The following is a 24,523-nucleotide window of genomic DNA, read 5'->3' on the forward strand; positions in this document are numbered from 1 at the left end:
ACAGGTCATCGCGAATTTCAGGGGGTAGTGTGGAACGGATTTTCACGTCACGGCTGGCACTGTGGGGCTGGCTGCTGGTGACGGCGGGCGCGCAGCCGGCGCTGGCCGAGGAGGGCACAGAAGCGCCCGCCGCGCAGCGACTGGTCGACGTCAACGAATACTTTGTGCGCGGCAATACCGTGCTCGATGCGCGGGCGATCGAAGAAGCGGTGTACCCGTTTCTCGGCCCGCAGAAAGCCTTGAGCGACATCGAAGGCGCCCGCGATGCGTTGCAGAAGGCCTATCAGGAGCGCGGCTATCAGTCGGTGTTTGTCGAGCTGCCCGAGCAGGCCGTGGCCGATGGCATCGTTTATTTGCAAGTCAGCGAAACCAAGGTCGGCCGGGTGCGCGTGGTCGGCGCCAAACACTATTCGCCGCTGGATATCCGCGACAACGTCCCGGCGCTGAAAGAAGGCGAGGTGCCGGACTTTGCCAAAGTCCAGGGCGAACTCGCGCAGCTCAACAAGACACCCGGTCGCCAGGTCATGCCGCTGGTGCGTGAAGGGCAGCGCCCCGGCACCATGGATGTCGACTTGCAGGTCGAAGACCAGAACCCATGGACGGCCAGCGTCGGCCTCAATAACGACTACAGCGCCGACACCGAAAAGCTGCGCAGCGTCACCAGCCTCGGTTACAACAACCTCTGGCAACTCGGTCACAGCGTCAACCTGACGTTCTTCACCGCGCCGCAAGAAACCGACAACGCCAAGGTCTGGTCCGGGTCCTACACCGCGCCGCTGAGCGAGCGCTGGAGCGTGCAATTCTCCGGTTACCAGTCCGACAGCAACGTCGCCACCATCGGCGGCAGCAACGTGCTCGGCAAGGGTCATTCTTACGGCGTCGCGGCGATTTACACGCTGCCCTCGAGTGGCAACTGGTCGAACTCGCTGTCGGCCGGCATCGACTTCAAGGACTTCGACGAGCGCCTGAGCCTGTCCGGCGAAAGCGACAAGGTACCGCTCAAATACGCGCCGTTCACCTTCGCCTACAACGGCTATCGCTACAGCGAAAAGAGCCAGCTCGGTCTCGGTCTGAGCCTGGTTGCCGCCACGCGCAGCGTGTTCGGCTACGGCAGCGACGACGAAGACTTCGACTACAAACGCTATCGCGCCAAACCGGGTTTCGCCGTGCTCAAGGGCGACACCAACTACACCTGGACCTTCGACAGCGACTGGCAGAGCGCAAGCAAAGCCGCATTCCAACTCGCCTCGGGGCCGCTGGTTTCCAACGAACAATTCTCCGCCGGTGGCGCCACTTCGGTGCGCGGCTATCTCGCGGCTGAACGTACCGCCGATGACGGCTACCTGCTCAGCCAGGAATTGCGCACACCGTCGCTGGCGAAATTCGCCGGCACGTGGATGCAGGACTGGCGCTTCTATGCCTTCGCCGAAGGCGCGCAGTTGTACCTGCGCGACGAACTGCCGGATCAGGACGCCAATTACGCCCTGGCCAGCGTCGGCCTCGGCACCCGCGCCAGCCTCAGTAAATGGCTGTCCGGCAGCCTCGACTGGGGCTACCCGCTACTCGAAGGGCCGAACACCTCAAAGCAGGAATCGCGCCTGCACTTCAACCTTCAAGCCACTTTCTAACGGAGCACGTCCATGCAACGCCTTCTCCTTTCGTTGTTGATCTGCCTGGGCTTCGTGCTCCCGGCCACGGCTCAGGCCTGGTGGCAGGACGACTGGCATTACCGCAAACAGATCGCCGTCGACACCACACCGCAGGGCGCGGCGATCAATCAGGCCCTTGGCCGCACCGCGCTGCTGGTGCGCCTGCACACCGGCAACTTCACCTTCGACGGCGTGAAAGAGGACGGCTCCGATCTGCGCTTCGTCGCTGCCGACGACAAGACCGTGCTCAACCACCAGATCGAAAGTTTCGACGCGCTGATGGGCATGGCGCTGATCTGGGTCGATGTGCCGAATGTCGAGGGTGGCCAACGTCAGGACATCTGGATGTATTACGGCAACCAGAAAGCCCCGGCTACCGGCAACGGCCAACTGACTTTCGATCCGAATTACACCGCGCTGTATCACTTCGACGGCGCCACCGGCACCCCGGCGAAAGACACCACGGCGTACGGCAACACCGCGCAAAGCGCGACCGGCACAGCGATCGATGGCGTCGTCGGCCGTGCGTTGCAGTTCAGCGGTCAACCGTTGCTGCTGCCGGCCAGTCCTTCACTGCAACACAACGCCGGCAGCGCGTTCACTTTCAGCGCCTGGCTGCGTCTGGATCAGGCGAGTGGCGAGCAACTGATTCTCGCTCGACGCGAAGGCTCGCAGAGCCTGCTGATCGGCGTTAGCCAAGGCCTGCCGTTCGTGGAAATCGACGGCCAGCGCGCCGCTGCCACCCAAGCGCTGGCGCCGGGGCAATGGCAACACCTCGCACTAACCGCCGAGGGCTCGAAAGTCACCCTGTACATCAACGGTCGCGAGAGCGCTGCATTGGCCCAGGCGATGCCGGCATTCAACTCGGTCATGGCCATCGGCGCTGATCTGCAGGAAGGCGCGTTGCAGCCATTCTCTGGCGCCATCGACGAACTGCGCCTGTCGAAAATTGCCCGACCTGCTGCGCTGTTGCTGGCCGATGCCACCTCGCAAGGCGCCGAGTCGAAACTGGTCGCTTACGGCGTCGATGAAGAACAATCCGGCTTCGGTTTCGGCAGCCTCGGCTTCCTCCTCAACGCGGTGCCGATCGACGCTTGGGTGATCATCGCCGTGCTGGTGCTGATGATGTTCCAGTCGTGGATCATCATGCTACGCAAGAACCGCAGCCTCAGCCGCGTCACTGCGGCCAACGAAGACTTTCGCGTGCAATTCGCCAAGGTCGGCACGCGTCTGGAGATGTTCGCCGACGACGCGCAACTGGCTCAGCGTCTGCAGCATTCGTCGCTGTGGCGCCTGTATCTGGTGGCGGTCAAAGAGATCCGCACCCGCCGCGAGCAGGGCGCCGATACCTCGTCGGTTTCCGCCGCGACCATCGAAGCCATTCGCTGCTCGATGGACGGTGTGCGCACCCGCGAGAACCAGCAACTGAGTTCGAAACTCTCGACCCTGTCCAACGCCATCGCCGGCGGTCCGTATATCGGCCTGCTAGGCACGGTGCTGGGGATCATGGTGGTGTTCCTCGGCACGGCAATGGCCGGCGACGTCAACATCAACGCCATCGCGCCGGGCATGGCCGCAGCACTGCTCGCCACAGCGATGGGCCTGTTCGTCGCGATCCCGGCGCTGTTTGGCTACAACCGCCTGATCACCCGCAACAAGGAAGTCAGCGCCGACATGCGCGTGTTCGTCGACGAGTTCATCACTCGTCTGGCGGAAATGCACGGCGAGAGCCAGTTCAGTGAGGCGTCGCACCAGCGCGGCCATCACGCCAACCACTCCGTCCCGGCCTGAGGAGCACTGCCATGGCGTCCGTAAATGCCTCCCACGACGATGATGACGATGCCGCAGTCGACAGCATCAACATCACCCCACTGGTCGATGTGCTGATGGTGGTGCTGGTGATGTTCATCCTCACTGCCACCGCGCAGGTTTCCGGGATCCAGATCAACCTGCCCAAGGCCAGCGCTTCGGTGTCGCTGTCGGAGGCCAAGACCAAGGCGATCTCGGTCAACGACGGCGGCCAGGTGTTTCTCGATGCCTATCCCGTGACGTTGGCGGAGCTGGAAGAACGCCTGCGCATCGAGAAAGCGCAGAGCCCGGATTTTCCGGTGATCGTGCGTGGCGATGCGACGGTGCAGTACCAGAAAGTCATCGAAGTGCTGGATCTGCTGCGCCGACTCGAACTGTCCCAGGTCGGTCTCGTCACCGGCAAACCGAGTCAGGGCTGAGTCATGACCGCACAACTCCCGATCGAGCCGCCGCCCGTGAAAAAGTCGCCGTTGCGCTATGTGAAGTGGGGCGCCGGATTGCTGGTCGGCGCGCTCGCCGCGTGGTTCCTCTGGCAGTGGGCCAACGACATGGCCGGCGTGCGCCGCGAAGCGCCGAAAGTGCCGACGATCATTCCGTTGCCGCCACCGCCACCACCGCCGCCGGAGAAACCGCCAGAGCCGGAAACGCCGGTGGAAGAAAAAGTCGTCGAGCCCGAGCCAACGCCGGAGCCGGAGGAGGTCAAGCCTGAAGAAGAAGCACCGCCATCGCCGGCGGACGACCTGGCCAACCCGATGCAAATGGACGGCGACGCGCAGGCCGGCAGCGACGCTTTCAACATCGGCGCGGGCAAGGGCGGCGGCATGGCCGGTGCCGGCGGCGGGCGTTTGGGTACGGGCACGTACAGCCAGTTTCTCGCGTTCACCTTCCAGCGTTTGCTGCGCGAGAACCCCGAGCTGCGCAACCTCGCGTTCTCGCTACAGGCCGATGTATGGCTGAGCAGCGTCGGCGAGATCACCCGTGTCGAGCTGATCAAGTCCAGTGGCAACCCGCAAATCGATACCCAGGTGCTGGCCGCTTTACGCGGTGCGCCAGCCCTCAGCGAACGGCCTCCGGCCTCCATTACTTTGCCCGTGCGCCTGTCCCTGCAAGGGCGGCGTCCGGGTTAATTCACTTATTCAAGCTTTGGCAAAAGGAGTTGTGTGCAGATGATTTCCAACGTGAATCGATTGTCCCTGGCGGTCGGCATGGTCATTGCGACCCTGGTCGGTCAGGCCGTGGCAGCGCCTGCGCCTTCGGAGAACGCCACGATCAATCTGATCCGCTTGCTGGTCGAGCAGGGCATTCTCAAACAGGACAAGGCCGACGCGCTGATCGCCCAGGCCCAGAACGAAGCGGCGCAGGCCAAACAGGCTGCCGCGTCCACTGCCGTAGCGGCTGGACCGGTCGCCGCGCCGGGGGATGTGCGCGTGCAGTACGTGCCGGCAGCGGTGCGCGACCAGATCCGTGATCAGGTCAAAGCCGAGGTCATGGCCACCGCCAAACAGGAAAACTGGGCAGCGCCGAATACCTTTCCGGACTGGGCCTCGCGCATCAGTTTCGATGGTGACATTCGTCTGCGTGACGAATCGCGTTACTACTCGGGCAACAACAGCAACGAAATCGTCGACTTCGCCAAGCTCAACAACAATGGCCCGTACGACGTGAATCCCAACAGCAGCACCAGCCTGCCGCCGTTGCTCAACACCCGCGAAGACCGCGAAAATCTCTTTCGCCTGCGCGCACGCCTGGGCATGAAAGCGCTGATCTCGGAAGAGTGGACCGCCGGCATTCGCATCGGCACCGGTTCGGACAACAACCCGGTATCGACCACGCAGAACCTCGGTGGCGGCTTCGCCAAGAAGGACATCTGGCTCGATCAGGGTTACCTGAGCTGGAAGCCAACGGACGAACTGACCCTGACCGGCGGGCGCTTCGCCAACCCGTTCATGTCCACCGACATGCTCTATTCCAGCGACCTGAATTTCGACGGTGTGGCAGCGATCTTCGACCACAAGCTCAACCGCGATTGGGGGGTGTTCGGCACCGTCGGCGCATTCCCGGTGGACTACACCAACGACACTTCCAGCAGCAACGGTTTCGACAAGGAAGAGAGCGACAACAAGTGGCTGTACGGCGCGCAGCTCGGCGCGAAGTGGGCGATCAATAGCAACAACCGCCTCAAAGGCGCGCTGGCCTATTACCGTTTCGACGACATTCAGGGCCAGCGCTCCAGCCCCTGCGAACCGTGGGCCGGCGCACCGGGTTGCGACAGCGATGGCACTCGCGCAGCGTTCATGCAAAAGGGCAACAGCGTGTTCCTGCTGCGTGACATCACGCCGAACCCGCTCAACCCGAGCGCTACGCCGCAGCCGCAATTCGTCGGGCTTGCGTCCGAGTTCAACCTGCTCGATCTCAACGTCGTGTGGGACGCCGACCTGCCGCAGGACTTCAAACTGCGTAGCCAGGGCAACTACATCCACAACCTCAGCTACGACGAAGGCGACATGCGCAAGCGCTCCGCCGGGCAGATCGTCAACAACCTCGACAGCAACGGCGAGATCGAAAGCGGCGCCAATGCATGGATGGTGCAGTTCACCCTCGGCAACGCACTGGACCTCAAACGCAAGGGCGACTGGAACCTGTTCGCCGGCTACAAGTACATCCAGCCGGACGCCTTGCCGGACGGCTTCAACGACTCGTCGTTCCACCTCGGCGGCACCAACGCCAAGGGCTATTTCATGGGCGGCAACTACGGCCTGGCGAAGAACGTTTTCGCCACGGGTCGCTGGATGAGCACCGAAGCGGTGTACGGCGCGCCGTTCGACATCGACGTCTTGCAGCTTGAGATCAACACGCGCTTCTAAGGCGCCGGGAGAGCTTTATGAACACGCGTTTTCTCGCGCTGGGCCTGGGTTTGTTGATTGCCACCGGGGCGAGCGCCGAAGGCATGGAAGAACGCTTGCGCACGCAATTGCGCAGCACCACCCAGCAATTGCAGGCCCTGCAAAGCCAACAGGCCCAGGCCAGCGCCGCGCAACTGGCGGCGCAGAACGAAGTCAAGGCAGCCCAGGCGCAAATCAAGCAATTGACCGCCGAACTGGCCAAAGCCAAAGGCCTCGCCGAGCAACTGGCCGGGCAACAACAGAGCCTGCACAGCCAGGCTCAGGCGCAAGTCGCGGCCAGTGCCGAGCAGACTGGCAAGTTCAAAAAAGCCTATGACGAATTGCTGGTCCTCGCTCGCGGCAAGGAAGCCGAACGCTCGAAGCTGCAAGCGCAACTGGCGGAACGTGACACACAAGTGCAGCAATGTTCAGCCAAGAATCAGCAAATGTACGGCGTCGCCAAACAGATCCTCACGGCCTACGAAAACATCGACGTCGCCGAAGTGATGAAGATCCGCCAGCCCTTCGCCGGCAGCGCCCGGGTCAAGTTCGATGAACTGGCCCAGGGCTTTGGCGACGAGCTGTACAAAACCCAATTCGACGCGCCGCAAGCGGCGATCGCTCACTGATAGCAAGGAAGAAAGCCATGACTCAATTGATCACCCACGTTTCCCCGCAATCACTGACCGACGTCCTGCAAGCCGCCGGTTACCGCGTCAACCAGAGCGAACAGAACGGCATCGTCCAGTTGCTCAGCGCCAGTCAGGGCATCGGCTACGCCGTGCGCTTCGGCAACCCGGCGGTGGAGCAGGGCAGCTTTGTTGATTTCACCTTCAGCTGTGCGCTGCGCGTGCAGGGCGACTTGCCCCAGGGCGTGGCCGAGCAGTGGAACGCTACGCGGCGGTTTGCACGGTTGTCGTTGCAGGGTGAGTTTCTGCTGATGGAAATGGACGTGGTCGTGGCCGCAGGGGTGAGCAACGAGCACCTGCGCGGCAATCTGGAGTTGTGGGATCGCCTGTTGCAGGAATTCATCGTTTACCTGCGCGATTTTAGCCAGACCGCTGCTGTGCAACCCGCCAAATCCGCTGTCGCCGAAGCAGAGGAAGTCGCACTGTGAAAAAGCCTGCCATGGTGATCGGCGCCGGAGCGCTGGCGTTGTTGGTGGTGGCCGTGGCGCTGGTGCTGCGACCGGGCAGTGATCCGGTCGCCGCCCAGCAGCCGTCGCCGTTGCCGGCGGTTGCAGCCGGGCCAGCAGTCGCGCGGTTGGGCAATCAGCAGGTTTCGCCAGAGGAATTGCAGGCCCTGCTGGCCACTGTCCCGGCGCAAACCCGCGAGCAATTGCGCGGCAACCGTGAGGCGCTGGAGCGCTGGATTCGTGCGCGACTGGCCGAAAAAGCCGTGCTGGAACAGGCCGATGCGCAGGGCTGGGCGCAGCGTCCGGACGTCGCCCGGCAGACCCGTGCTGCGACTGAGCAAATCGTGTTTCGTGATTATTTGCGCTCGGTGAGTCAGGTGCCGGCGGAGTATCCGAGCGCAGCTGAATTGCAGCAGGCGTACGACGCCGGCAAGGCCAATTGGCAGACGCCGCCGATGTACCGGGTCAGTCAGATTTTCCTTGGCGTCAGTGACGCAGCGAATGTGGAAACGGTGCGCAAACAAGCCGCTGAATTGAGCAAGAAGGCGCAATCAGCACCGGCTGATTTTGCGGCGCTCGCTACGCAATATTCGCAGGATCGCGTCACGGCAGAGCGGGGCGGTGATACCGGCCTGCAACCGTTGCAACAGCTGGTGCCGGAAGTGCGTGGCACCGTGGCGCGGCTCAAGGTGGGCGCCGTGTCTGATCCGGTGCAAAGCGCCGCCGGTTTCCACGTGATCAAGCTCACCGAACAACAACCGGCCCGCACCGCGACGCTGGAGGAACTGCGCGACCAACTGACCCAGGCCCTGCGCGCACAACGCCAGGAACAGATCGCCCAGGCCTATCTGGACGGCATGCTCAACACCGCCACCCTGAGCATCGACGGCGCTGAACTGAACAAAATCCTCGAGGAAAAACACTGACGTCAGCCGAACACCAATCACCCCTGTGGGAGCGAGCCTGCTCGCGAATGCGGTGGGTCAGTCAGCGAAGATGTTGAATGTGCCAACGTTTTCGCGAGCAGGCTCGCTCCCACAGGGATCCAGGGCGCATTCAAGACAACTACAAAGATCGACAGGGAGTCATCAATGTCATTCACCGAACCCGCAGGACGCCCGGGCACCGTTGATTATCAATCGCCGCAATCCCGCTCCGAGCCCTGGCTAAACCAGGCCGCGACCATCGACAGCGAAGTCGCCCAATACTTCCTGGTCAGTGCTCGCTGCGGCTGCTTCATGCAAGCCGCGCGCAGCCTCAACGTGCGCTCAACTGTATTGCGCAAACAACTCGCGCAACTCGAACAGCAACTGCAACGCAGCCTGTTCAGCTTCCAGGGCAGCGCCCTCAGCCTGACCCGCGAAGGCCAACAGTTGCAGGCCCGACTCATCACCCTGGCCCACGAACGCAAACTCCCGGTCATCGAACAACCGCTGATTCGTCTGGCCATCGCCGAATCGATCCTGCACGACATCCTCGGCCGCGACCTCATCGCACTGCTGCGGCGCAACGCCAGCCTGCGCCTGGAAATTATCGCGCTGGATAGCGTACTGGCATTGCGTGCGGTCAGCGCCGACATTGTCCTGTGGCTTGCTCCTGGCGAATGCCCAAATCCCGGCCCGACCTTTTCCACTAGCGAACCGCAACACCTCGCGCGGATTGCGTATCTGCCGCACATTGCCAAGCGCTATTCACGGGTGACAGCGCGACCGGAAACGCCGGAAGATCTGGCTGATTTCATGTTGGTGCAATGGCAGCATGACCGACAGGTTGAGAGCTTTCGGCCGTGGAATGAGTTGGTGGAGGAGAGGTTGGCTGGGGTGGTGCAGATGCAGTCCTATGAATTGATGCTGGAGATGATTCGCTGCAGCGCGTGCATCGGGTTGCTGCCGGCATACATGAGCCGCTTCGACCGTGGCCTCATCGCACTGCCCGGATTATTCGCCGAACCGATGCAGCTACACGCGTGGCTCGCCGTCAACACCGACTCGCAAAACTCCCCCGAAATCAAAGCCCTCACCGACCTCATCCAGCAAACCTTCAACGAACGCCACGAATGGTTCCAGCCTTAACCCGCCCCCCTGTAGGAGTGAACCTGCTCGCGAAAGCAATCCGCCAGTCGAAGCCTCAGTGACTGACCCACCGCCTTCGCGTGCAGGCTCGCTCCCACAGGAATCTTCGTTGCTTACGCGTTGATCGTTCCCACGCTCCGCGTGGGAACGCAGCCCGGGACGCTCTGCGTCCCCACCAGAGCTGGAACGCGGAGCGTCCCTTGAGGCATTCCCACGCAGAGCGTGGGGACGATCATCAAAACCTTCAACGAACGCCACGAATGGTTCCAGCCTTAACCCGATCCCCTTGTAGGAGTGAGCCTGCTCGCGATGGCGCCAGCCCAGACACCACACCCGTAACTGAACAAACCGTATCGATAGTGGGAGCGAGCCTGCTCGCGAATGCAATCCGCCAGTCGAAGCCTCAGTGACTGACCCACCGCCTTCGCGAGCAGGCTCGCTCCCACAAGAATCTTCATTGCTTACGCGTTGATCGTTCCCACGCTCCGCGTGGGAATGCAGCCCGGGTCGCTCTGCGTCCCCTCAGAGCTGGAACGCGGAGCGTCCCTTGAGGCATTCCCACGCAGAGCGTGGGAACGATCATCAAAGGCCCGCTACTGCGGCAACTCCAGATTATCCAGCACCCGATTCACTGCCAGTTCGCCGAGCATGATCAACTGCGCAATCCCCATCAGCGTTCGGCGCTGGGATGGCTTGACCAATCCGGCGAACTCCTGGGCGAGGGTTTTGGCCGAGGCGAGGGTTTCGCAGGCGTTGGCCAGCAGGTCTTCGTTTTTCGTGTCGGCGGTGACGGCGTACATGGCGCGGGGGCTAAAGGGCGGTGGGGTCGAGCCGGGTGGGCAGAGGTAGTGGTCGAGGGCGCGGTCGGCGGCTTGGTGGAGTTTTTTGGAGTCGAGGGATTCGTAGGGAAAGGTCGGGTCGGTTTGGGGTGGGTTGGGCGTGGGTTTGATCATGGGTGAAGCCTCTAGAGTGGTGAAGCTGCCACCGTTCGCTGCTAACGAAAGAGGTGGCGGCTGTACGCGGGTTAGCAGACCAGGACTCTAGAACCCGGCGCACCGAAGTGCCCCACGCAAAGCCGCCATAACGGCAACACCTTGTGCGTCTAGAGATAACCCGGGCTGCTAAACCCGATCACTGAACATTCAGCGACCGCACCACAATAGAACCCGCCCCCAAGGCGCACAAGCCGGCGGATTCTGGCGTAGCTGTAGGCCATGGCGCAAGAATTTGTAGCCTGGAAGGCGTGTCAGCGCGTGTCTTTTAAACGCCTGGTTTAAATCAAAAAATTGCGCCAAACCTGACGGCCCTTTCGCGATCAGAAGAAAAGCCTCGATCACGCCCTGCTATTTAAATCTCTCGTCAAATAAATCCGTCCTCTTTGTGTAGGCCCCTTTGTGCACGCTTTGTGCAAATCGACCTACCAGTCGAAACCAGGTAGTTAAACTCTCTGTTTGAAACCTTGTGTAACTTTAGATCCTAGCCACACAGACTGCTGTGTAAGTGAAAGGGGAAGAGGCACCTGTTGACGCGTTTGTGAAATTAGTGCGGGCCCATGTGAATCGAACCATGTCAGAGCTTATATATCCCCAAAAGTAATTGGCTTCGTAAAGCGGTCTGTATTTAACGTTAAGTAGTGCAATCTCGCCCAAGGTGCTCGGAAACGGACTGCCCCCCACGCGCGCGATCCAAGCACTGGCCGCAGCGTGTGTAAAGTTGGCGCCGCCAATTAAAACCGTTTGCACGTTGCTTACTACGACAGGGATTTCTTTAAGTTGTCCGCTAGCGTCAGATACGATCACTTTAGCTGCACCATTCCCGATTGAACGAATCATGCCGTTGCCGTCCACAGATACAACGTTGGGCATGCTCGACCTGTAGGTGTACGGTGCTTGCCCGCCTGTCGCCGCCCGGGTCGCGGTTGTATCTGGGAAATCGTTTCCAGTTAATGCCCAGCCAAGCGCGGCATGGTCGACGACGTAATTTCTCCCTGAGAGATGTACGGGTGATATGTCGACCAATAGCGGTGGAACAACTTTTAGAGTTCTTGGGATGGAAACTTTTCCACTACCATACAGTGCCTTGACTTTATAGCTGTGATTTCCTGCGGTCAGATCTTCACTGTATTTCCAAACGCCTTCGTGGTTCACCGGGACTTTGATTCTGAACTCTTCTTTATCAGATACCTCGACCCATTGATCTTTCGAGGCCAAGCCTTGCATTGCTACTGAAGTGTCTGCAGTAGTTCCACCTTCTTCAATTTCGGCGTTACTTGGCAATCCTTTCACCGAATCAATCGTCGGGGCAACTTCAGCTGCCACAGTAAAACTCCGCGCGCCAGAATCAACTTCTCCACCGTGATACAACGATCTGGCAAATAACCGGTGCTTCCCTTCGGCAACAGTTACTTCCCGTGTCCAGATTCCCGTCAGCGGGTCGGCCGTCGCTCGGCCTTTGGCAACCGTGCTCGACCCATCATCATCGAACACCTCGATATCCAGTCCCTTACTGGCAGTTCCCGACAACGTTAAGCTAGTGCTGACCGTCCATCCCCCTTCCAGCACTTCCTCACCGTTCGAGTCCAATACCCTGTCCAGTGTCGGCACAACCAGTTCTACAGACTTGATCGTGTAAACCCGATCCGGAAATTTCACTGCGTTCGTTTCGATATTGCTCTTGTCCAGCGCCACCAGGTATTTAAGCGTCAGCGTCGTGCCATGCCCCAATTGAACGAGATAATTGTTCGCCAGCGTCTGTGGCCAGAATCCCTGGTTGATCCAAGTGCTGTTGACTCTAGCTGGCAACCCAGCCCAGAGAGTCAAGTCATGTGCAGTGCCATCAGCCTTCTTGCCCTCTAGCCGCAGCCAGCAGGGCTGTTCGGCTTCAATCAAGGTATGCAGCAGCGCATGAATGGTTGCGTTTTTGGTGCCAAGCGCCGTTATGTCGAGAAAATTGTTGGCATCGGCCTCGACAATTTTCGGGGAGTTCAAAGCGGTTGCCGGCAGCGGCAGAATGTCCAGCAGCAACACAGCCGACTCCACGGGTTTGTCGTCGCGGTCGATAAAATAACTGACTGCAACCCGTTGGCCCAGGCTGTAGGCGAGCACCGAGCGCGGTACCGCAATCTCCAGGCCGGCACTGACCAGCCGAGGCGGGCTTGGGTAGGAGCCTTCAGGGACAGCCGTCGCGCCTTGCCAGTTCACCCACAACGTGTCGGTGGGCAGTAACGAACCCTGCGGTACGAGGACTCTGATTTCCGGAGTGGTCGGACTGAACTGATTGCCGTTCATGCCACGGACGGTGGGTGCCAGCAGAGAAAGGCGACCGAGGTGAATGTCCACGCGCTTTTCACCTGACATGACGGCATTGCCCAATTGGTCAAATACTCTGAATTCCGCCACAGCATTCGGGTTGTCACCGGCACGCTGGAAGGTATCGGTGAGCAGGGTCAGGTTGATCGGGGCCGGCGCGTCGGGCACGTCGAAGCGCACGGTGGTATCGCCGAGCGCAAAAACGATGGAGTCGAAGTGGCGTCGGTTGGTGTAAGTAAACGCAAATGTCACACCTCGTGCGGCGAGCTCCGGCCCCACGCCTTCACGTACTACTTCCGGCGGAATGATCAGATCCAGAGATTCCGGCAGACGCAAATGGTAGAGGGCTAGCGTGTCCCGAGACGATTCATCGTTACCTCCTACGCGCGTGACCTTGTAATACAGGCGATTGACGCCCTGATTGAGCCAGCCGTGGGGCAAGTACAAGCGCACCCGCTGTTGTTCTTCGCCCGGGGCAACGGTCTTGCCCGTTGCGGGAGTAGGGTTGTCGTTGACGTACAGATCGACGCGGTCATCAGCGGCCATGGTCCAGGAAGCGAGCTGCATTTCCGTCCACGGATCTATCAGACATTCCAGACCCTGCGTCTCGCCATCGTAAAGCACCTTGGGAATCCCGCCTTGGGCAATGCCCTGCGGCTTCACCGGTGTGACCCAGCCCCTGATGATGACCGGATACAAGACAAACAATTCGTTGAAAATCGAAGACTGGATATCCATGGAAGCGCTCCCTGAGAATTTTGCCGTGCCGTGCCGTGCCGTGCCGTGCCGTGCCGTGCCGTGCCGTGCCGTGCATTGAATGGGATCCATCTCACTCCAGTTTGAAAAAAAGCACACCTGTCAGATCTGACAGGTACAGGCGGTATTCAGACGAGCGGTCTTGCCGGATCTTGTCCGCGCGGCAGTTGCGGAAGCGAGCCTGCTTGCGAATTTGTCGTAATGTTCGGTTGCAATGCTGACTGCTCCGACGCTTTCGCGAGCAGGCTCGCTCCCACAGGAATCTTCACTGCTTACGCGTTGATCGTTCCCACGCTCTGCGTGGGAATGCAGCCCGGGACGCTCTGCGTCCCCACCAGAGCTGGAACGCGGAGCGTCCCTCGAGGCATTCCCACGCAGAGCGTGGGAACGATCATCAAAGGCCCGCTACTGTGGCAACTCCAGATTATCAAGCACCCGATTCACCGCCAGTTCGCCGAGCATGATCAGCTGCGCAATCCCCATCAGCGTCCGCCGCTGCGATGGCTTGACCAGCCCGGCGAACTCCTGGGCGATGGTTTTCGCGGAGGCGAGGGTTTCGCAGGCGTTGGCCAGCAGGTCTTCGTTTTTGGTGTCGGCGGTGACGGCGTACATGGCGCGGGGGCTGAAGGGCGGCGGGGTGGAGCCGGGTGGGCAGAAGTAGTGGTCGAGGGCGCGGTCGGCGGCTTGGTGAAGTTTTTTTGAGTCGAGGGATTCGTAGGGAGAGGTGGGGTCGGTTTGGGGTGGGTTTGATCATGGTAGAGCTCCTAGAGTCGACGGAGCTGCCACCTTTCGCTGCGATACGAAATGGTTGGTGGCAGCTGTACGCGGGTCGCAGACCGGGACTCTAGAACCGGCAGACCCGAAGGTCTCCCACGTACAGCCGCCATAAAAACAGCGGGTGTTGTGCGTCCAGAGATCGACGGGCTGCGAGACCCGATCGCTGATTCGTCAGCGACCGCACCACAATAGAACCCGCCCCCAAGGCGCACAAGCCGGCGGATTCTGGCTTGGCTGTAGGCAACGACGCAAGGATTTGTAGCCTGGAAGGCGTGTCAGCAGGTGTCATTTAAACAGCGGTGTTTAAAAAGCAAAAAATTGGCGACAGCACGGTAGACGTTTTTGCCGGGAAGCAGGTGTTGGCTATGAGGTCGCTTTCGCGAGCAGGCTCGCTCCCACAGGAATCTTCAGTGCTCACAGGGGTTGTGCCCGGGCTGGATCAAAATGTGGGAGCGAGCCTGCTCGCGAATGCAATCTGCCAGTCGAAGCTTCAGTGACTGGCCAACCGCCTTCGCGAGCAGGCTCGCTCCCACAATTTCATCTCGCCAGATTCCAGATCAGCGGTTTAGAGTGACCAGCCACACGCTGATCACGGACCGATCCCATGTCAGACCCAACCTCCACGATCCATCTCGAACGCTCCAACGAATCCCACCTCGAGGGTATCACCGCGCTTTACAACGACCCCGTCGTTGCACGGCAAGTGCTGCAAATGCCGTTTCAATCCACCGAGGTCTGGCGCCAGCGACTTCAGGCTGATAACGAACGTGCGCTGAAACTGGTTGCCCTGGACCAAGGCGTGGTGATCGGCAATCTGGGCCTGGAAGCTTATTCACGCATGCGCCGCGCCCACGCCGGCAGTTTCGGCATGGCAGTCGGGGCGGCTTGGCAGGGCAAGGGCGTCGGTTCGATGTTGTTGGCGGCGGCGCTGGAGGTCGCCGATAACTGGATGAATCTGCACCGCGTCGAACTCACGGTGTACGCCGATAACGAGGCAGCCATCGGCCTTTACCGCAAGTTCGGTTTCGAGGCCGAAGGGCTGTTGCGTGATTACGCGGTGCGCGACGGGCAGTGGGTCGACACGTTGAGCATGGCCCGTCTGCGCCGTTCGTCGAAACCCTGAGTCAGTCGCCCAGTGCGAACGCCACTGCCGACTGCGCATGCAGCTCGGTAGTGTCGAGCAGGGGCAGGGCGCTGTGTTCGGGTTTGATCAGCAGACCGATTTCGGTGCAGCCGAGGATGATTGCCTGGGCGCCACGTGCGGTCAGGGACTGGATGACGCCTTGATAGATTTCTCGCGATTGTTCGCTGATTACACCCACGCAGAGTTCGTCGTAGATGATCCGGTGCACCTCTTTGCGCTCGGCATCATCCGGCACCAGCACGGTCAGGCCTTGGGCGATCAGACGCTGCTTGAGAAAGTCCTGCTCCATGGTGAACGCGGTGCCGAGCAACCCGACAGTGCGCGCGTCGATTTCCAGTGCAGCCTGCGCGGCGGGTTCGGCAATGTGCAAAAACGGAATGCTGATCGCCGCCTGAATCTGCTCGGCGACCTTGTGCATGGTGTTGGTACACAGCACCACGCATTCTGCGCCGCCAGCTTCGAGCCGGCGCGCGGCATCCACCAGAATCGCCGCTGCATCGTCCCAGCGCCCGGCGTGCTGGGCCTGTTCGACCGGACCGAAATCGACGCTGTACATCAGCAACTGCGCCGAGCGCAACGGGCCGAGGCGCTCGCGAACCTGTTGGTTGATCAGGCGATAGTATTCGGCGCTGGACTCCCAGCTCATGCCGCCGATAAGGCCGATGGTGCGCATTGGATTTCCTCAAGCAAATGTCAGTGTCGAGCATTCAGGGCTGCCTGAAGTTTCCTTCTGTTCGAGACTCGACGCCAGTACCGACTGACTGTACCGCCGATCTTTCCCGCAACTGTGCATCTGCAAGAACTAAACGTACGCCGCGCCGGGGATCTGCCACTATCACCCTTCGCAGGTCCTTTCCGAGGAACACCGCAATGAACGACATACAGCAACTGGGCGAAATGCTTCGCCACTATGCCGAAAGCGAAGCGCACAAGAAGCAACTGTTCACCACGCAATCGGCTGCTTGGGCGGCTCGAATTGGCGCGCTGTTCGACGAGATCGAGCAATGGCTTGAACCGGTCAAGGCGCCGAATCTGCTGGAGGTCAGTCGCGAGGCGTATGTCGCGTTCGGGCCGAGCGTGCCGGTGGAAACCTCGACGTTCAAGACGGAAAAATTGAGCATTGTGATTGCCGGCAAACCGGTGGAATTTGTGCCGGATGTGATGGGCAGCGGCGGGCAGATTTCCCTGGCAGTGATGGGGCTGACGGCGGCGCGGTACGGGAGTATTTCGCTGGTTGGCCTGGCGGATGGCGCATGGCAGTGGCGTAAGACCAATGGCTTGAAGGATCCGGATACGTTTGCCTTCGACGCCGATTTCCTTGCTCAGCAATTGCAGAGCCTGATACCTCGCGATCGCGGTTAAGATCAAAAGCTTACCCCCTCACCCCAGCCCTCTCCCCCAAGGGGGCGAGGGGGAAAGGGGGCAGACCGAGTGATGTTCAAAACTTGAGCTCGACGCGATATTTCAGGTCGACGTGAGTCCTACAAACACTTCGGTCAGTCCCCTCTCCCTCTGGGAGAGGGCTAGGGTGAGGGCAGCCCGCCGCCAGCCACAAAAACATCACGCCCAGCGCATCAAAAAGCATCTCCATCACCTGAGCCCTCAAGCAATCTGAGCATGACGCCGGGCCAGCGCCACATCCGCAGGAGGAGTGAGGCGTAGACCGGGGAAACCCTTAGGTTCGGTGCCAATCCGGCATTTTCCCTTGGGTCACTGGTGGCCTTTTGGTAGAGTCGCCGTCGCCAGCGGGTTTTCGGCTGGACGATGGAACCGAAGAAGGGAGTCTGATCAGTGAGTCCGGGCAAAAAAATCCTCGGTCTCACGGCGTCGCTTTTGTTGCTGACGCTGTGGGCCAGTTACTTTTATGTATTCAAGGAAAACCGCGACGGCCAGCTTGGCGGTGTCGGCGAAAGCACCGCGTGGTGCGGCACGCCACCGACCAGTGAAGCGGCGTTGGTGGGCAAGGATCAACTGACCTTGCGCGTCACCAACAACCTGCGTGGCGAATTCATGGTTGGCGGCTCGCTGGTGGTTTCCGAACGAACCTTCAACCGCTACGACCTGGGCCGCAACGAACTGCGCCTGCGTCTGGAACCGCTGCAGTGGTCGTTCGGCGTCACGCCGATCTTCCTCGAGCAGGTCAAGGTGCAGCCGCTGAGCCGCAACCTCTCGTCGACCAATAAAAGCGCCTTCGCCGAACTTGAGCCTCGCGCAATCGGCGTGCACGCTCAGACTGCCGCGTTCCCCTTCGATACCTATCGCTACGGCTATAAACCGGTGCTGTATTACCTCAAGGGCAGCGAGCGCATCGACTTGCGCTTCAAGAACATCACCACGCTGATGGAGATGTCCAACACCTTTACGCCGATCCAGAAGTACAACCGCGCCGACTACATCAACGAGAAAAACTCGATGATCCGCGATGAGGACTACAAGCCGTACGGGGCGCATGAGTGCGCGTTCAGCGTCGAACGCAAAGGCTCGTTCAAGGTCGTGGTGCTGTTGCTTCTGCTGGTGCTGTGCCTGCCACTGATGCTGGTGTTCTACCGCGATGAACCGGGGATCGACTTTCTCGCGACGCTGGTGGGAATTGCGCTGGTGCGTACATTGCTGATCGGGCCGGTGGAAGATTTCCAGCTATACAACATCGACTTCTTGTTTGGTGCGGCGATTCTGCTGGTGGGAACGGTATCGCTGATCAAGGCGATGCGCGCCAATAGCCGGCGAGAGATGGCGTTGCGCAGTGGCGAAACATCCTCCTGGTAATACCGGTTGGCGAGGCACACGCGCTGTCGGATGTGAACTTTGCAATTGGCCATCGCATTTGCCGGGGTTTTGGCTATACCTGTATCTCCCCTATGCAAAATGTCTTGGCCTTCTCAAAGGAATTACAGCATGAAGCTAGCCGTCGTGATGGGCACGCTGTGCATTGCCACCCTTGGCGTGGTGGGTTGTTCCAGCAAAACCGTCGAGCCTGACCAGTATTCCGGCTTTCTCAAGGATTACAGCCAGCTGAAGGAGGCCAAGTCACCCTCTGGTGCCGAGGTGATGCGCTGGATGGACCCGAAACTCGACATCAATAAATTCACCAGCGTTTACGTAGAGCCAAGCCAGCTCTACCCGAAGCCGCAAGCCACCGAGAAAATCCCCCAGCAGACTCTCAACGGCATCACCAGTTATTACGATCAGGCGCTCAAGCGCGAACTCGGCAAATCGCTGCCGTTGGCCGCAGGTCCCGGGCCGGGCGTAATTGTGGTGCGTCCGGCGATTACCGCAGTCAGCAGCAAGACCGAAGGCCTGCAAGTCTATGAAGTGATCCCGATCGCACTGGTCGCCGCAGCGGTAAGTACGGCCTCTGGCATCCGCGACCAGGAAACCACGCTGGCCACCGAGGCGGTATTCATGGACGGCGCGACCAATCATGTCATCGCGCAGGTGGTGCGCAAAGGTACCGGCAAACCGCTGGAAAACTCTTCCCAGGTGATGAAAGCCGACGACATGAAAGCGGTGATCGATGGCTGGGCAAGCGATCTGCATCAGTCGTATCTGAAACTCAAATCTGAAGCCAAATGATGCAGTAAGGCCGGTTGCCTTTTCGCGAGCAGGCTCGCTCCCACACTGGACTCGTATTCAGTATGGGAGTGAGCCTGCTCGCATTTCGGTGTATCAGTTTCGAATGTGCTGCCTGGCACAACGCTTTTGCTAGCAGGCTCAGCCCTACAGGAAAGCTGCGGTGGGTTGTATACAATGTCACCGCTCAGCACCCAACAATTTCCAACAGGGCATAGGTCGTCAGCCGATTTCGTGGTTAACTTCCGCCTCTTGCATGCTTTCCAATCAAAAAACAGAAGGACTCAAGTCATGGCTCAAGTCACCCTCAAAGGCAATCCGGTTCAAGTCAACGGCCAGTTGCCACAAGCCGGTTCCAAGGCGCCAGCCTTTTCCCTGGTAGCCGGCAATTTGTCCGACGTCACCCTGAAAGACTTCGCCGGCAAGCGCAAAGTCCTGAACATTTTCCCAAGCGTCGACACCCCGACCTGCGCCACCTCCGTGCGCAAGTTCAACGCCCAGGCCAACGACATCAGCAACACCGTGGTGCTGTGCATCTCCGCTGACCTGCCATTCGCCCAAGCACGCTTTTGCGGTGCTGAAGGTCTGGAAAACGTACAGAACCTGTCGACTCTGCGCGGCAGCGAGTTCATCGAAAACTATGGCGTGGCCATCGCTGACGGCCCGCTGAAAGGCCTGACCGCTCGCGCGGTTGTGGTGCTGGATGAAAACGACACCGTTCTGCACAGCGAACTGGTCAAGGAAATCGCCGAAGAGCCTAACTACGAAGCGGCACTGTCCGTTCTCAAGTAAGGCTTTTACAATTGTTAACGGCCTGGCCCTGTCCAGGCCGTTTTCATTTGTGTATCAGGGTTTTGCCTCACACCTTGAAACGTAAGTGGAAGGTAAATTGCCGGTAAAGCTGCTTTGCTTAAATCCACTCAGTGCTTATCGTTCAGCCTCCCGTAATAGAAGCCCACGCGCCCAATGGTCAATAACTCCATGCAATCGTCCCCCCGCAAATCCCGTCGCTGGCTGATCAGCCTGCTCGTCCTGTTGGTCATCGCTGTCCTGTGCTGGAAATTCTGGCCCGCCGGCTCTGCTGACAAGGCGGGAGGCGACAAAGCGGCCGCTGGGCATACCGGGCGCTCGGGAATGATGCGGCCTGGCTTCGGCGGCGGTACCGGGCCGATTCCGGTGCGTGTGGCGCCGGCGGTGAAGGGCGACTTCCCGCTGTATTACAAGGCACTGGGCACGGTTACCGCGCTCAATACCATCAACGTGCGCAGCCGCGTGGGCGGCGAACTGGTAAAGATTCATTTCGAAGAAGGGCAGATGGTCAAGGCGGGCGACCTGCTGGCCGAGATCGATCCGCGTCCTTACCAGAACGCTTTGCTCCAGGCCGAAGGCACGTTGCTGCAGAATCAGGCGCAACTGAAAAACGCCCAGGTCGACGTCGAGCGTTACCGCGGTCTGTATAAAGAAGACAGCATCGCCAAACAGACCCTCGACACCGCCGAAGCGCTGGTTGGCCAGTACCTGGGCACGGTCAAGACCAATCAGGCGGCGGTCAACGACGCCAAGCTCAATCTCGAATTCACCAAGATCCGCGCGCCGATTGCCGGTCGCGTCGGTCTGCGTCAGGTCGACGTCGGCAACCTCGTCGCCGCTAATGACACGACGTTCCTCGCAGTGATCACCCAGACGCAACCGATCAGCGTTGCCTTCACCTTGCCGGAGAACAGCCTCGACACCGTGCTCGCGCGTTACCGCAGCGGAGCTAAACTGCCTGCCGAAGCGTGGGATCGGGGCGACACCAAGCTGCAGGCTACCGGTGTGCTGCAAAGCCTCGACAACCAGATCGACGTAGCTACCGGCACCCTCAAGTTCAAGGCCCGTTACGATAACCGCGACCAGTCGCTGTTCCCCAATCAGTTCGTCAACGTTCATTTGCTGGCCGACACGCTCAAAGGTGTAGTGCTGGCACCGTCGGCAGCGATTCAGTTCGGCACCAATGGCACTTTTGTCTATGCGCTGGACGGCGACAAGAAAGTTACCATTCGCCAACTGAAAATCGGTGCCAGCGACGGTGACAACACCGTGGTCACCGAAGGCCTCGCCGCAGGTGATCGCGTGGTGCTTGAAGGCACCGATCGCCTGAAGGAGGGCAGCGAAGTCGAAGTGGTCAATGACAGCAGCGAAGTGCCGACCTCGCCGACCGAACACCTGCAAGGCAAATCCGCCGCCAATCCTGATGCGACCACAGCCGACAAGGCCAAGAAGGGCGCATGAACATTTCGCGGCTGTTCATCCTCCGTCCGGTAGCCACCACCCTGAGCATGCTGGCCATTGTTCTGGCCGGCCTGATCGCTTATCGCCTGCTGCCGGTTTCGGCCTTGCCGCAGGTCGATTATCCGACCATCCGCGTCATGACCCTGTACCCCGGCGCCAGTCCGGACGTGATGACCAGCGCCGTCACCGCGCCGCTTGAACGCCAGTTCGGGCAGATGCCGGGCCTCACACAAATGGCCTCGACCAGCTCCGGCGGCGCTTCGGTGCTGACGCTGCGTTTCAGCCTCGACATCAACATGGACGTCGCCGAACAGCAGGTGCAAGCCGCGATCAACGCCGCGACCAACCTGCTGCCCACCGACCTGCCGGCACCGCCGGTGTACAACAAGGTCAACCCGGCGGACACCCCGGTGCTGACCCTGGCCATCACTTCGAAAACCATGCTGCTGCCCAAGCTCAATGACTTGGTCGATACGCGCATGGCGCAGAAAATCGCCCAGATCAGCGGCGTCGGCATGGTCAGCATTGCCGGCGGCCAGCGTCAAGCCGTGCGGATCAAAGTCAACCCCGAAGCGCTGGCGGCCAACAGCCTCAACCTGTCGGACGTACGCACGCTGATCGGCGCCTCCAACGTCAACCAGCCGAAAGGCAACTTCGACGGCCCGACCCGGGTGTCGATGCTCGATGCCAACGACCAACTGACCTCGCCCGAGGACTACGCCAACCTCATCCTGACCTACAAGAACGGCGCACCGTTGCGGCTCAAGGACGTCGCGGAAATCGTCGATGGCGCCGAGAACGAGCGTCTGGCCGCGTGGGCCAACCAGAATCAGGCGGTGTTGCTGAACATCCAGCGACAGCCCGGCGCCAACGTTATCGAAGTGGTCGACCGCATCAAGGCCTTGCTGCCAAGCATCACCGACAACCTGCCGGCCGGCCTCGAAGTCACGGTGCTGACCGATCGCACCCAGACCATCCGTGCCTCGGTCACCGACGTGCAACACGAACTGCTGATCGCTATCGCGCTGGTGGTCATGGTCACGTTCCTGTTTCTGCGCCGCGCCAGTGCGACGATCATCCCGTCAGTGGCCGTGCCGCTGTCGCTGATCGGCACCTTCGGCGTGATGTACCTCGCCGGTTTCTCGGTGAACAACCTGACCCTGATGGCGCTGACCATTGCCACCGGTTTCGTCGTCGACGACGCCATCGTCATGCTCGAGAACATTTCGCGCTTCATCGAAGAGGGTGACAGCCCGATGCAGGCCGCGCTCAAGGGCGCGAAACAGATCGGCTTCACCCTGATTTCCCTGACTCTGTCGCTGATCGCCGTACTGATTCCGCTGCTGTTCATGGCCGACGTGGTAGGGCGCCTGTTCCGCGAGTTTGCCATTACCCTGGCGGTGGCGATCCTGATTTCCCTGGTGGTGTCGCTGACCCTTACGCCGATGATGTGCGCCCGCCTGCTCAAGCGTGAACCGCAAGAACACGAGCAAGGCCGTTTCTACCGCGCCAGCGGTGCGTTCATCGACTGGATGATCAAGGAATACGGGCGGATGCTGCGCTGGGTGCTCAAGCATCAGCCGCTGACCTTGCTGGTCGCCATCGGCACGCTGGCGTTGACCGTATTCCTTTACGTGATCGTGCCGAAGGGTTTCTTTCCGGTGCAGGACACCGGGGTGATTCAGGGCATTTCCGAAGCGCCGCAGTCGATCTCCTTCGCGGCGATGGGCGAGCGGCAGCAGCAACTGGCCAAGATCATCCTCGAAGATCCGGCGGTGCAGAGCCTGTCGTCCTACATTGGTGTCGACGGCGACAACGCCACGCTCAACAGCGGCCGCTTGCTGATCAACCTCAAGCCCCATGGCGAGCGCGATCTGACGGCCAGTGAAGTGATTTCCCGCCTGCAACCGCAACTGGACAAACTGGTCGGCATTCGTCTGTTCATGCAGCCGGTGCAGGATCTGACCATCGAGGACCGGGTCAGCCGCACCCAGTACCAGTTCAGCATGTCCTCGCCGGACTCGGAATTGCTCAGCCAGTGGAGTGGCCGTCTGGTCGAAGCCCTGGCCCAGCGTCCGGAGTTGACCGACGTGGCCAGTGATCTGCAGGACAAAGGCTTGCAGGTCTATCTGGTGATCGACCGCGACGCCGCATCGCGCCTTGGCGTGTCGGTGGCGAATATCACCGATGCGCTGTACGACGCGTTCGGCCAGCGGCAGATTTCGACCATTTACACCCAGGCCAGCCAGTATCGCGTGGTGCTGCAAGCCCAGGCCGGGGAGAAGATCGGCCCGCAGGCGCTGGATCAGATTCACGTCAAGACCACCGACGGCGCGCAGGTACGCCTGTCGAGTCTGGCGCATGTTGAAGAGCGTCAGGCGCAATTGGCGATCACTCACATCGGCCAGTTCCCGGCGGTGATGATGTCGTTCAACCTCGCGCCGGGCGTGGCGTTGGGGCATGCCGTGGACATCATCGAGCAGGTGCAGCAGGACATCGGCATGCCGGTCGGCGTGCAGACTCAGTTCCAGGGCGCGGCGCAGGCGTTCCAGGCTTCGCTGTCGAGCACCTTGCTGCTGATTCTGGCGGCCGTGGTGACCATGTACATCGTCCTCGGTGTGCTCTACGAGAGCTACATCCACCCGATCACCATTCTTTCGACCTTGCCGTCCGCCGCAGTCGGTGCCTTGCTGGCGTTGCTGCTCAGCGGCAACGATTTGGGCATGATCGCGATCATCGGCATCATTCTGTTGATCGGTATCGTCAAGAAGAACGCGATCATGATGATCGACTTCGCCCTCGACGCCGAACGCACCCAGGGCATGGCCCCGGCAGAGGCGATCTATCAAGCGGCGCTGCTGCGCTTCCGGCCGATTTTGATGACCACGCTGGCGGCGTTGTTCGGCGCAGTGCCGCTGATGCTGGCCACTGGGTCTGGTGCTGAATTGCGACAGCCGTTGGGTCTGGTGATGGTCGGCGGCTTGTTGGTGAGCCAGGTGTTGACGCTGTTCACGACGCCGGTGATTTACCTGTACTTCGACCGCCTCGGAAGGCGCTTTGGCAAATCCAAAGCCGAAGGTGAAGAGGTCGCGGTATGACTGTCGGAATATATCTCCCCTGTGGGAGCGAGCCTGCTCGCGAAAGCGGGAG

19 protein-coding genes and 1 pseudogene are annotated in these 24,523 nt (G+C 60.4%); 16 read left to right on the forward strand and 4 right to left on the reverse strand.

Annotated elements, in window-relative coordinates; translation table 11 throughout:
• Window positions 1-29 precede the first annotated feature (29 nt).
• The 9 genes from AB9L16_RS12340 to AB9L16_RS12380 all read left to right on the forward strand — a co-directional run bounded on the left by AB9L16_RS12340 (window position 30) and on the right by AB9L16_RS12380 (window position 9,547).
• Window positions 30-1,628: a ShlB/FhaC/HecB family hemolysin secretion/activation protein gene (locus AB9L16_RS12340; protein WP_095179900.1), complete on the forward strand. Its 1,599-nt coding sequence runs from the start codon at window positions 30-32 to the stop codon at window positions 1,626-1,628.
• 12 nt (window positions 1,629-1,640) lie between these two features.
• Window positions 1,641-3,440, forward strand: coding sequence for a DUF2341 domain-containing protein (locus AB9L16_RS12345; protein ID WP_375123660.1), 1,800 nt, complete (start codon window positions 1,641-1,643; stop codon window positions 3,438-3,440).
• A gap of 11 nt (window positions 3,441-3,451) precedes the next feature.
• Window positions 3,452-3,877 (forward strand): biopolymer transporter ExbD, encoded by a 426-nt coding sequence (locus AB9L16_RS12350; RefSeq protein ID WP_003201710.1) that lies wholly within the window; start codon window positions 3,452-3,454, stop codon window positions 3,875-3,877.
• Between the two features lie 3 nt (window positions 3,878-3,880).
• A complete protein-coding gene (locus AB9L16_RS12355; RefSeq protein WP_122692655.1) occupies window positions 3,881-4,585 on the forward strand; it encodes an energy transducer TonB in 705 nt (234 codons plus the stop codon).
• Between the two features lie 39 nt (window positions 4,586-4,624).
• Complete coding sequence (locus AB9L16_RS12360; protein WP_375123661.1) at window positions 4,625-6,322, forward strand: putative porin; 1,698 nt, start codon at window positions 4,625-4,627, stop codon at window positions 6,320-6,322.
• 17 nt (window positions 6,323-6,339) lie between these two features.
• Window positions 6,340-6,969, forward strand: coding sequence for a DNA repair protein (locus AB9L16_RS12365; protein WP_150635406.1), 630 nt, complete (start codon window positions 6,340-6,342; stop codon window positions 6,967-6,969).
• A gap of 17 nt (window positions 6,970-6,986) precedes the next feature.
• Complete coding sequence (locus tag AB9L16_RS12370; protein ID WP_056785756.1) at window positions 6,987-7,457, forward strand: YbjN domain-containing protein; 471 nt, start codon at window positions 6,987-6,989, stop codon at window positions 7,455-7,457.
• Window positions 7,454-8,401, forward strand: a complete 948-nt coding sequence (locus tag AB9L16_RS12375; protein WP_375123662.1) for a peptidylprolyl isomerase — start codon at window positions 7,454-7,456, stop codon at window positions 8,399-8,401. The genes AB9L16_RS12370 and AB9L16_RS12375 overlap by 4 nt, the downstream gene beginning before the upstream one ends.
• Before the next feature lie 165 nt (window positions 8,402-8,566).
• Entirely contained in the window at window positions 8,567-9,547 is a 981-nt protein-coding gene (locus AB9L16_RS12380) for a LysR substrate-binding domain-containing protein (RefSeq protein ID WP_375123663.1), read from the forward strand.
• Window positions 9,548-10,140: 593 nt separating this feature from the next.
• On the opposite strand, the gene AB9L16_RS12385 is transcribed toward AB9L16_RS12380, so the two are convergent.
• The 3 genes and pseudogenes from AB9L16_RS12385 to AB9L16_RS12395 all read right to left on the reverse strand — a co-directional run.
• Window positions 10,141-10,500, reverse strand: coding sequence for a DUF6124 family protein (locus AB9L16_RS12385; protein WP_375123664.1), 360 nt, complete (start codon window positions 10,498-10,500; stop codon window positions 10,141-10,143).
• Between the two features lie 516 nt (window positions 10,501-11,016).
• The gene (locus AB9L16_RS12390; protein ID WP_375123665.1) at window positions 11,017-13,593 is read right to left on the reverse strand and encodes a hypothetical protein; all 2,577 of its coding nucleotides are present in this window, start codon (window positions 13,591-13,593) and stop codon (window positions 11,017-11,019) included.
• Between the two features lie 423 nt (window positions 13,594-14,016).
• Window positions 14,017-14,358, reverse strand: a pseudogene (locus AB9L16_RS12395) (DUF6124 family protein); the annotation flags it as partial.
• Between the two features lie 634 nt (window positions 14,359-14,992).
• Here AB9L16_RS12395 and AB9L16_RS12400 point away from each other — a divergent pair.
• A complete protein-coding gene (locus AB9L16_RS12400) occupies window positions 14,993-15,511 on the forward strand; it encodes a GNAT family N-acetyltransferase (RefSeq protein ID WP_375123666.1) in 519 nt (172 codons plus the stop codon).
• 1 nt (window position 15,512) lies between these two features.
• Here the strand turns inward: AB9L16_RS12400 and AB9L16_RS12405 are convergent, their stop codons facing one another.
• The gene (locus tag AB9L16_RS12405; protein WP_310219931.1) at window positions 15,513-16,205 is read right to left on the reverse strand and encodes an aspartate/glutamate racemase family protein; all 693 of its coding nucleotides are present in this window, start codon (window positions 16,203-16,205) and stop codon (window positions 15,513-15,515) included.
• A gap of 197 nt (window positions 16,206-16,402) precedes the next feature.
• Between AB9L16_RS12405 and AB9L16_RS12410 the strand changes: the two genes are divergently transcribed.
• From AB9L16_RS12410 to AB9L16_RS12435, 6 genes are all read left to right on the forward strand, one after another.
• Window positions 16,403-16,894 carry a hypothetical protein gene (locus tag AB9L16_RS12410; protein WP_375123667.1) on the forward strand — a complete coding sequence of 164 codons (492 nt, stop codon included), beginning with the start codon at window positions 16,403-16,405 and terminating at the stop codon, window positions 16,892-16,894.
• A gap of 429 nt (window positions 16,895-17,323) precedes the next feature.
• Window positions 17,324-18,298 (forward strand): hypothetical protein, encoded by a 975-nt coding sequence (locus AB9L16_RS12415; protein ID WP_375123668.1) that lies wholly within the window; start codon window positions 17,324-17,326, stop codon window positions 18,296-18,298.
• Window positions 18,299-18,427: 129 nt separating this feature from the next.
• The gene (locus tag AB9L16_RS12420; protein WP_071172345.1) at window positions 18,428-19,105 is read left to right on the forward strand and encodes a DUF3313 domain-containing protein; all 678 of its coding nucleotides are present in this window, start codon (window positions 18,428-18,430) and stop codon (window positions 19,103-19,105) included.
• A gap of 288 nt (window positions 19,106-19,393) precedes the next feature.
• Window positions 19,394-19,894 carry a thiol peroxidase gene (gene tpx / locus AB9L16_RS12425; protein WP_016774621.1) on the forward strand — a complete coding sequence of 167 codons (501 nt, stop codon included), beginning with the start codon at window positions 19,394-19,396 and terminating at the stop codon, window positions 19,892-19,894.
• 174 nt (window positions 19,895-20,068) lie between these two features.
• Window positions 20,069-21,373 carry an MdtA/MuxA family multidrug efflux RND transporter periplasmic adaptor subunit gene (locus tag AB9L16_RS12430; protein ID WP_041481001.1) on the forward strand — a complete coding sequence of 435 codons (1,305 nt, stop codon included), beginning with the start codon at window positions 20,069-20,071 and terminating at the stop codon, window positions 21,371-21,373.
• Complete coding sequence (locus AB9L16_RS12435; RefSeq protein WP_375123669.1) at window positions 21,370-24,471, forward strand: MdtB/MuxB family multidrug efflux RND transporter permease subunit; 3,102 nt, start codon at window positions 21,370-21,372, stop codon at window positions 24,469-24,471. Before AB9L16_RS12430 ends, AB9L16_RS12435 begins: the two co-directional genes overlap by 4 nt.
• The last annotated feature ends 52 nt before the right edge of the window (window positions 24,472-24,523 follow it).

This window comes from Pseudomonas sp. LW8 (assembly GCF_041956865.1).
Classification (GTDB): Bacteria; Pseudomonadota; Gammaproteobacteria; order Pseudomonadales; family Pseudomonadaceae; genus Aquipseudomonas; species Aquipseudomonas siliginis.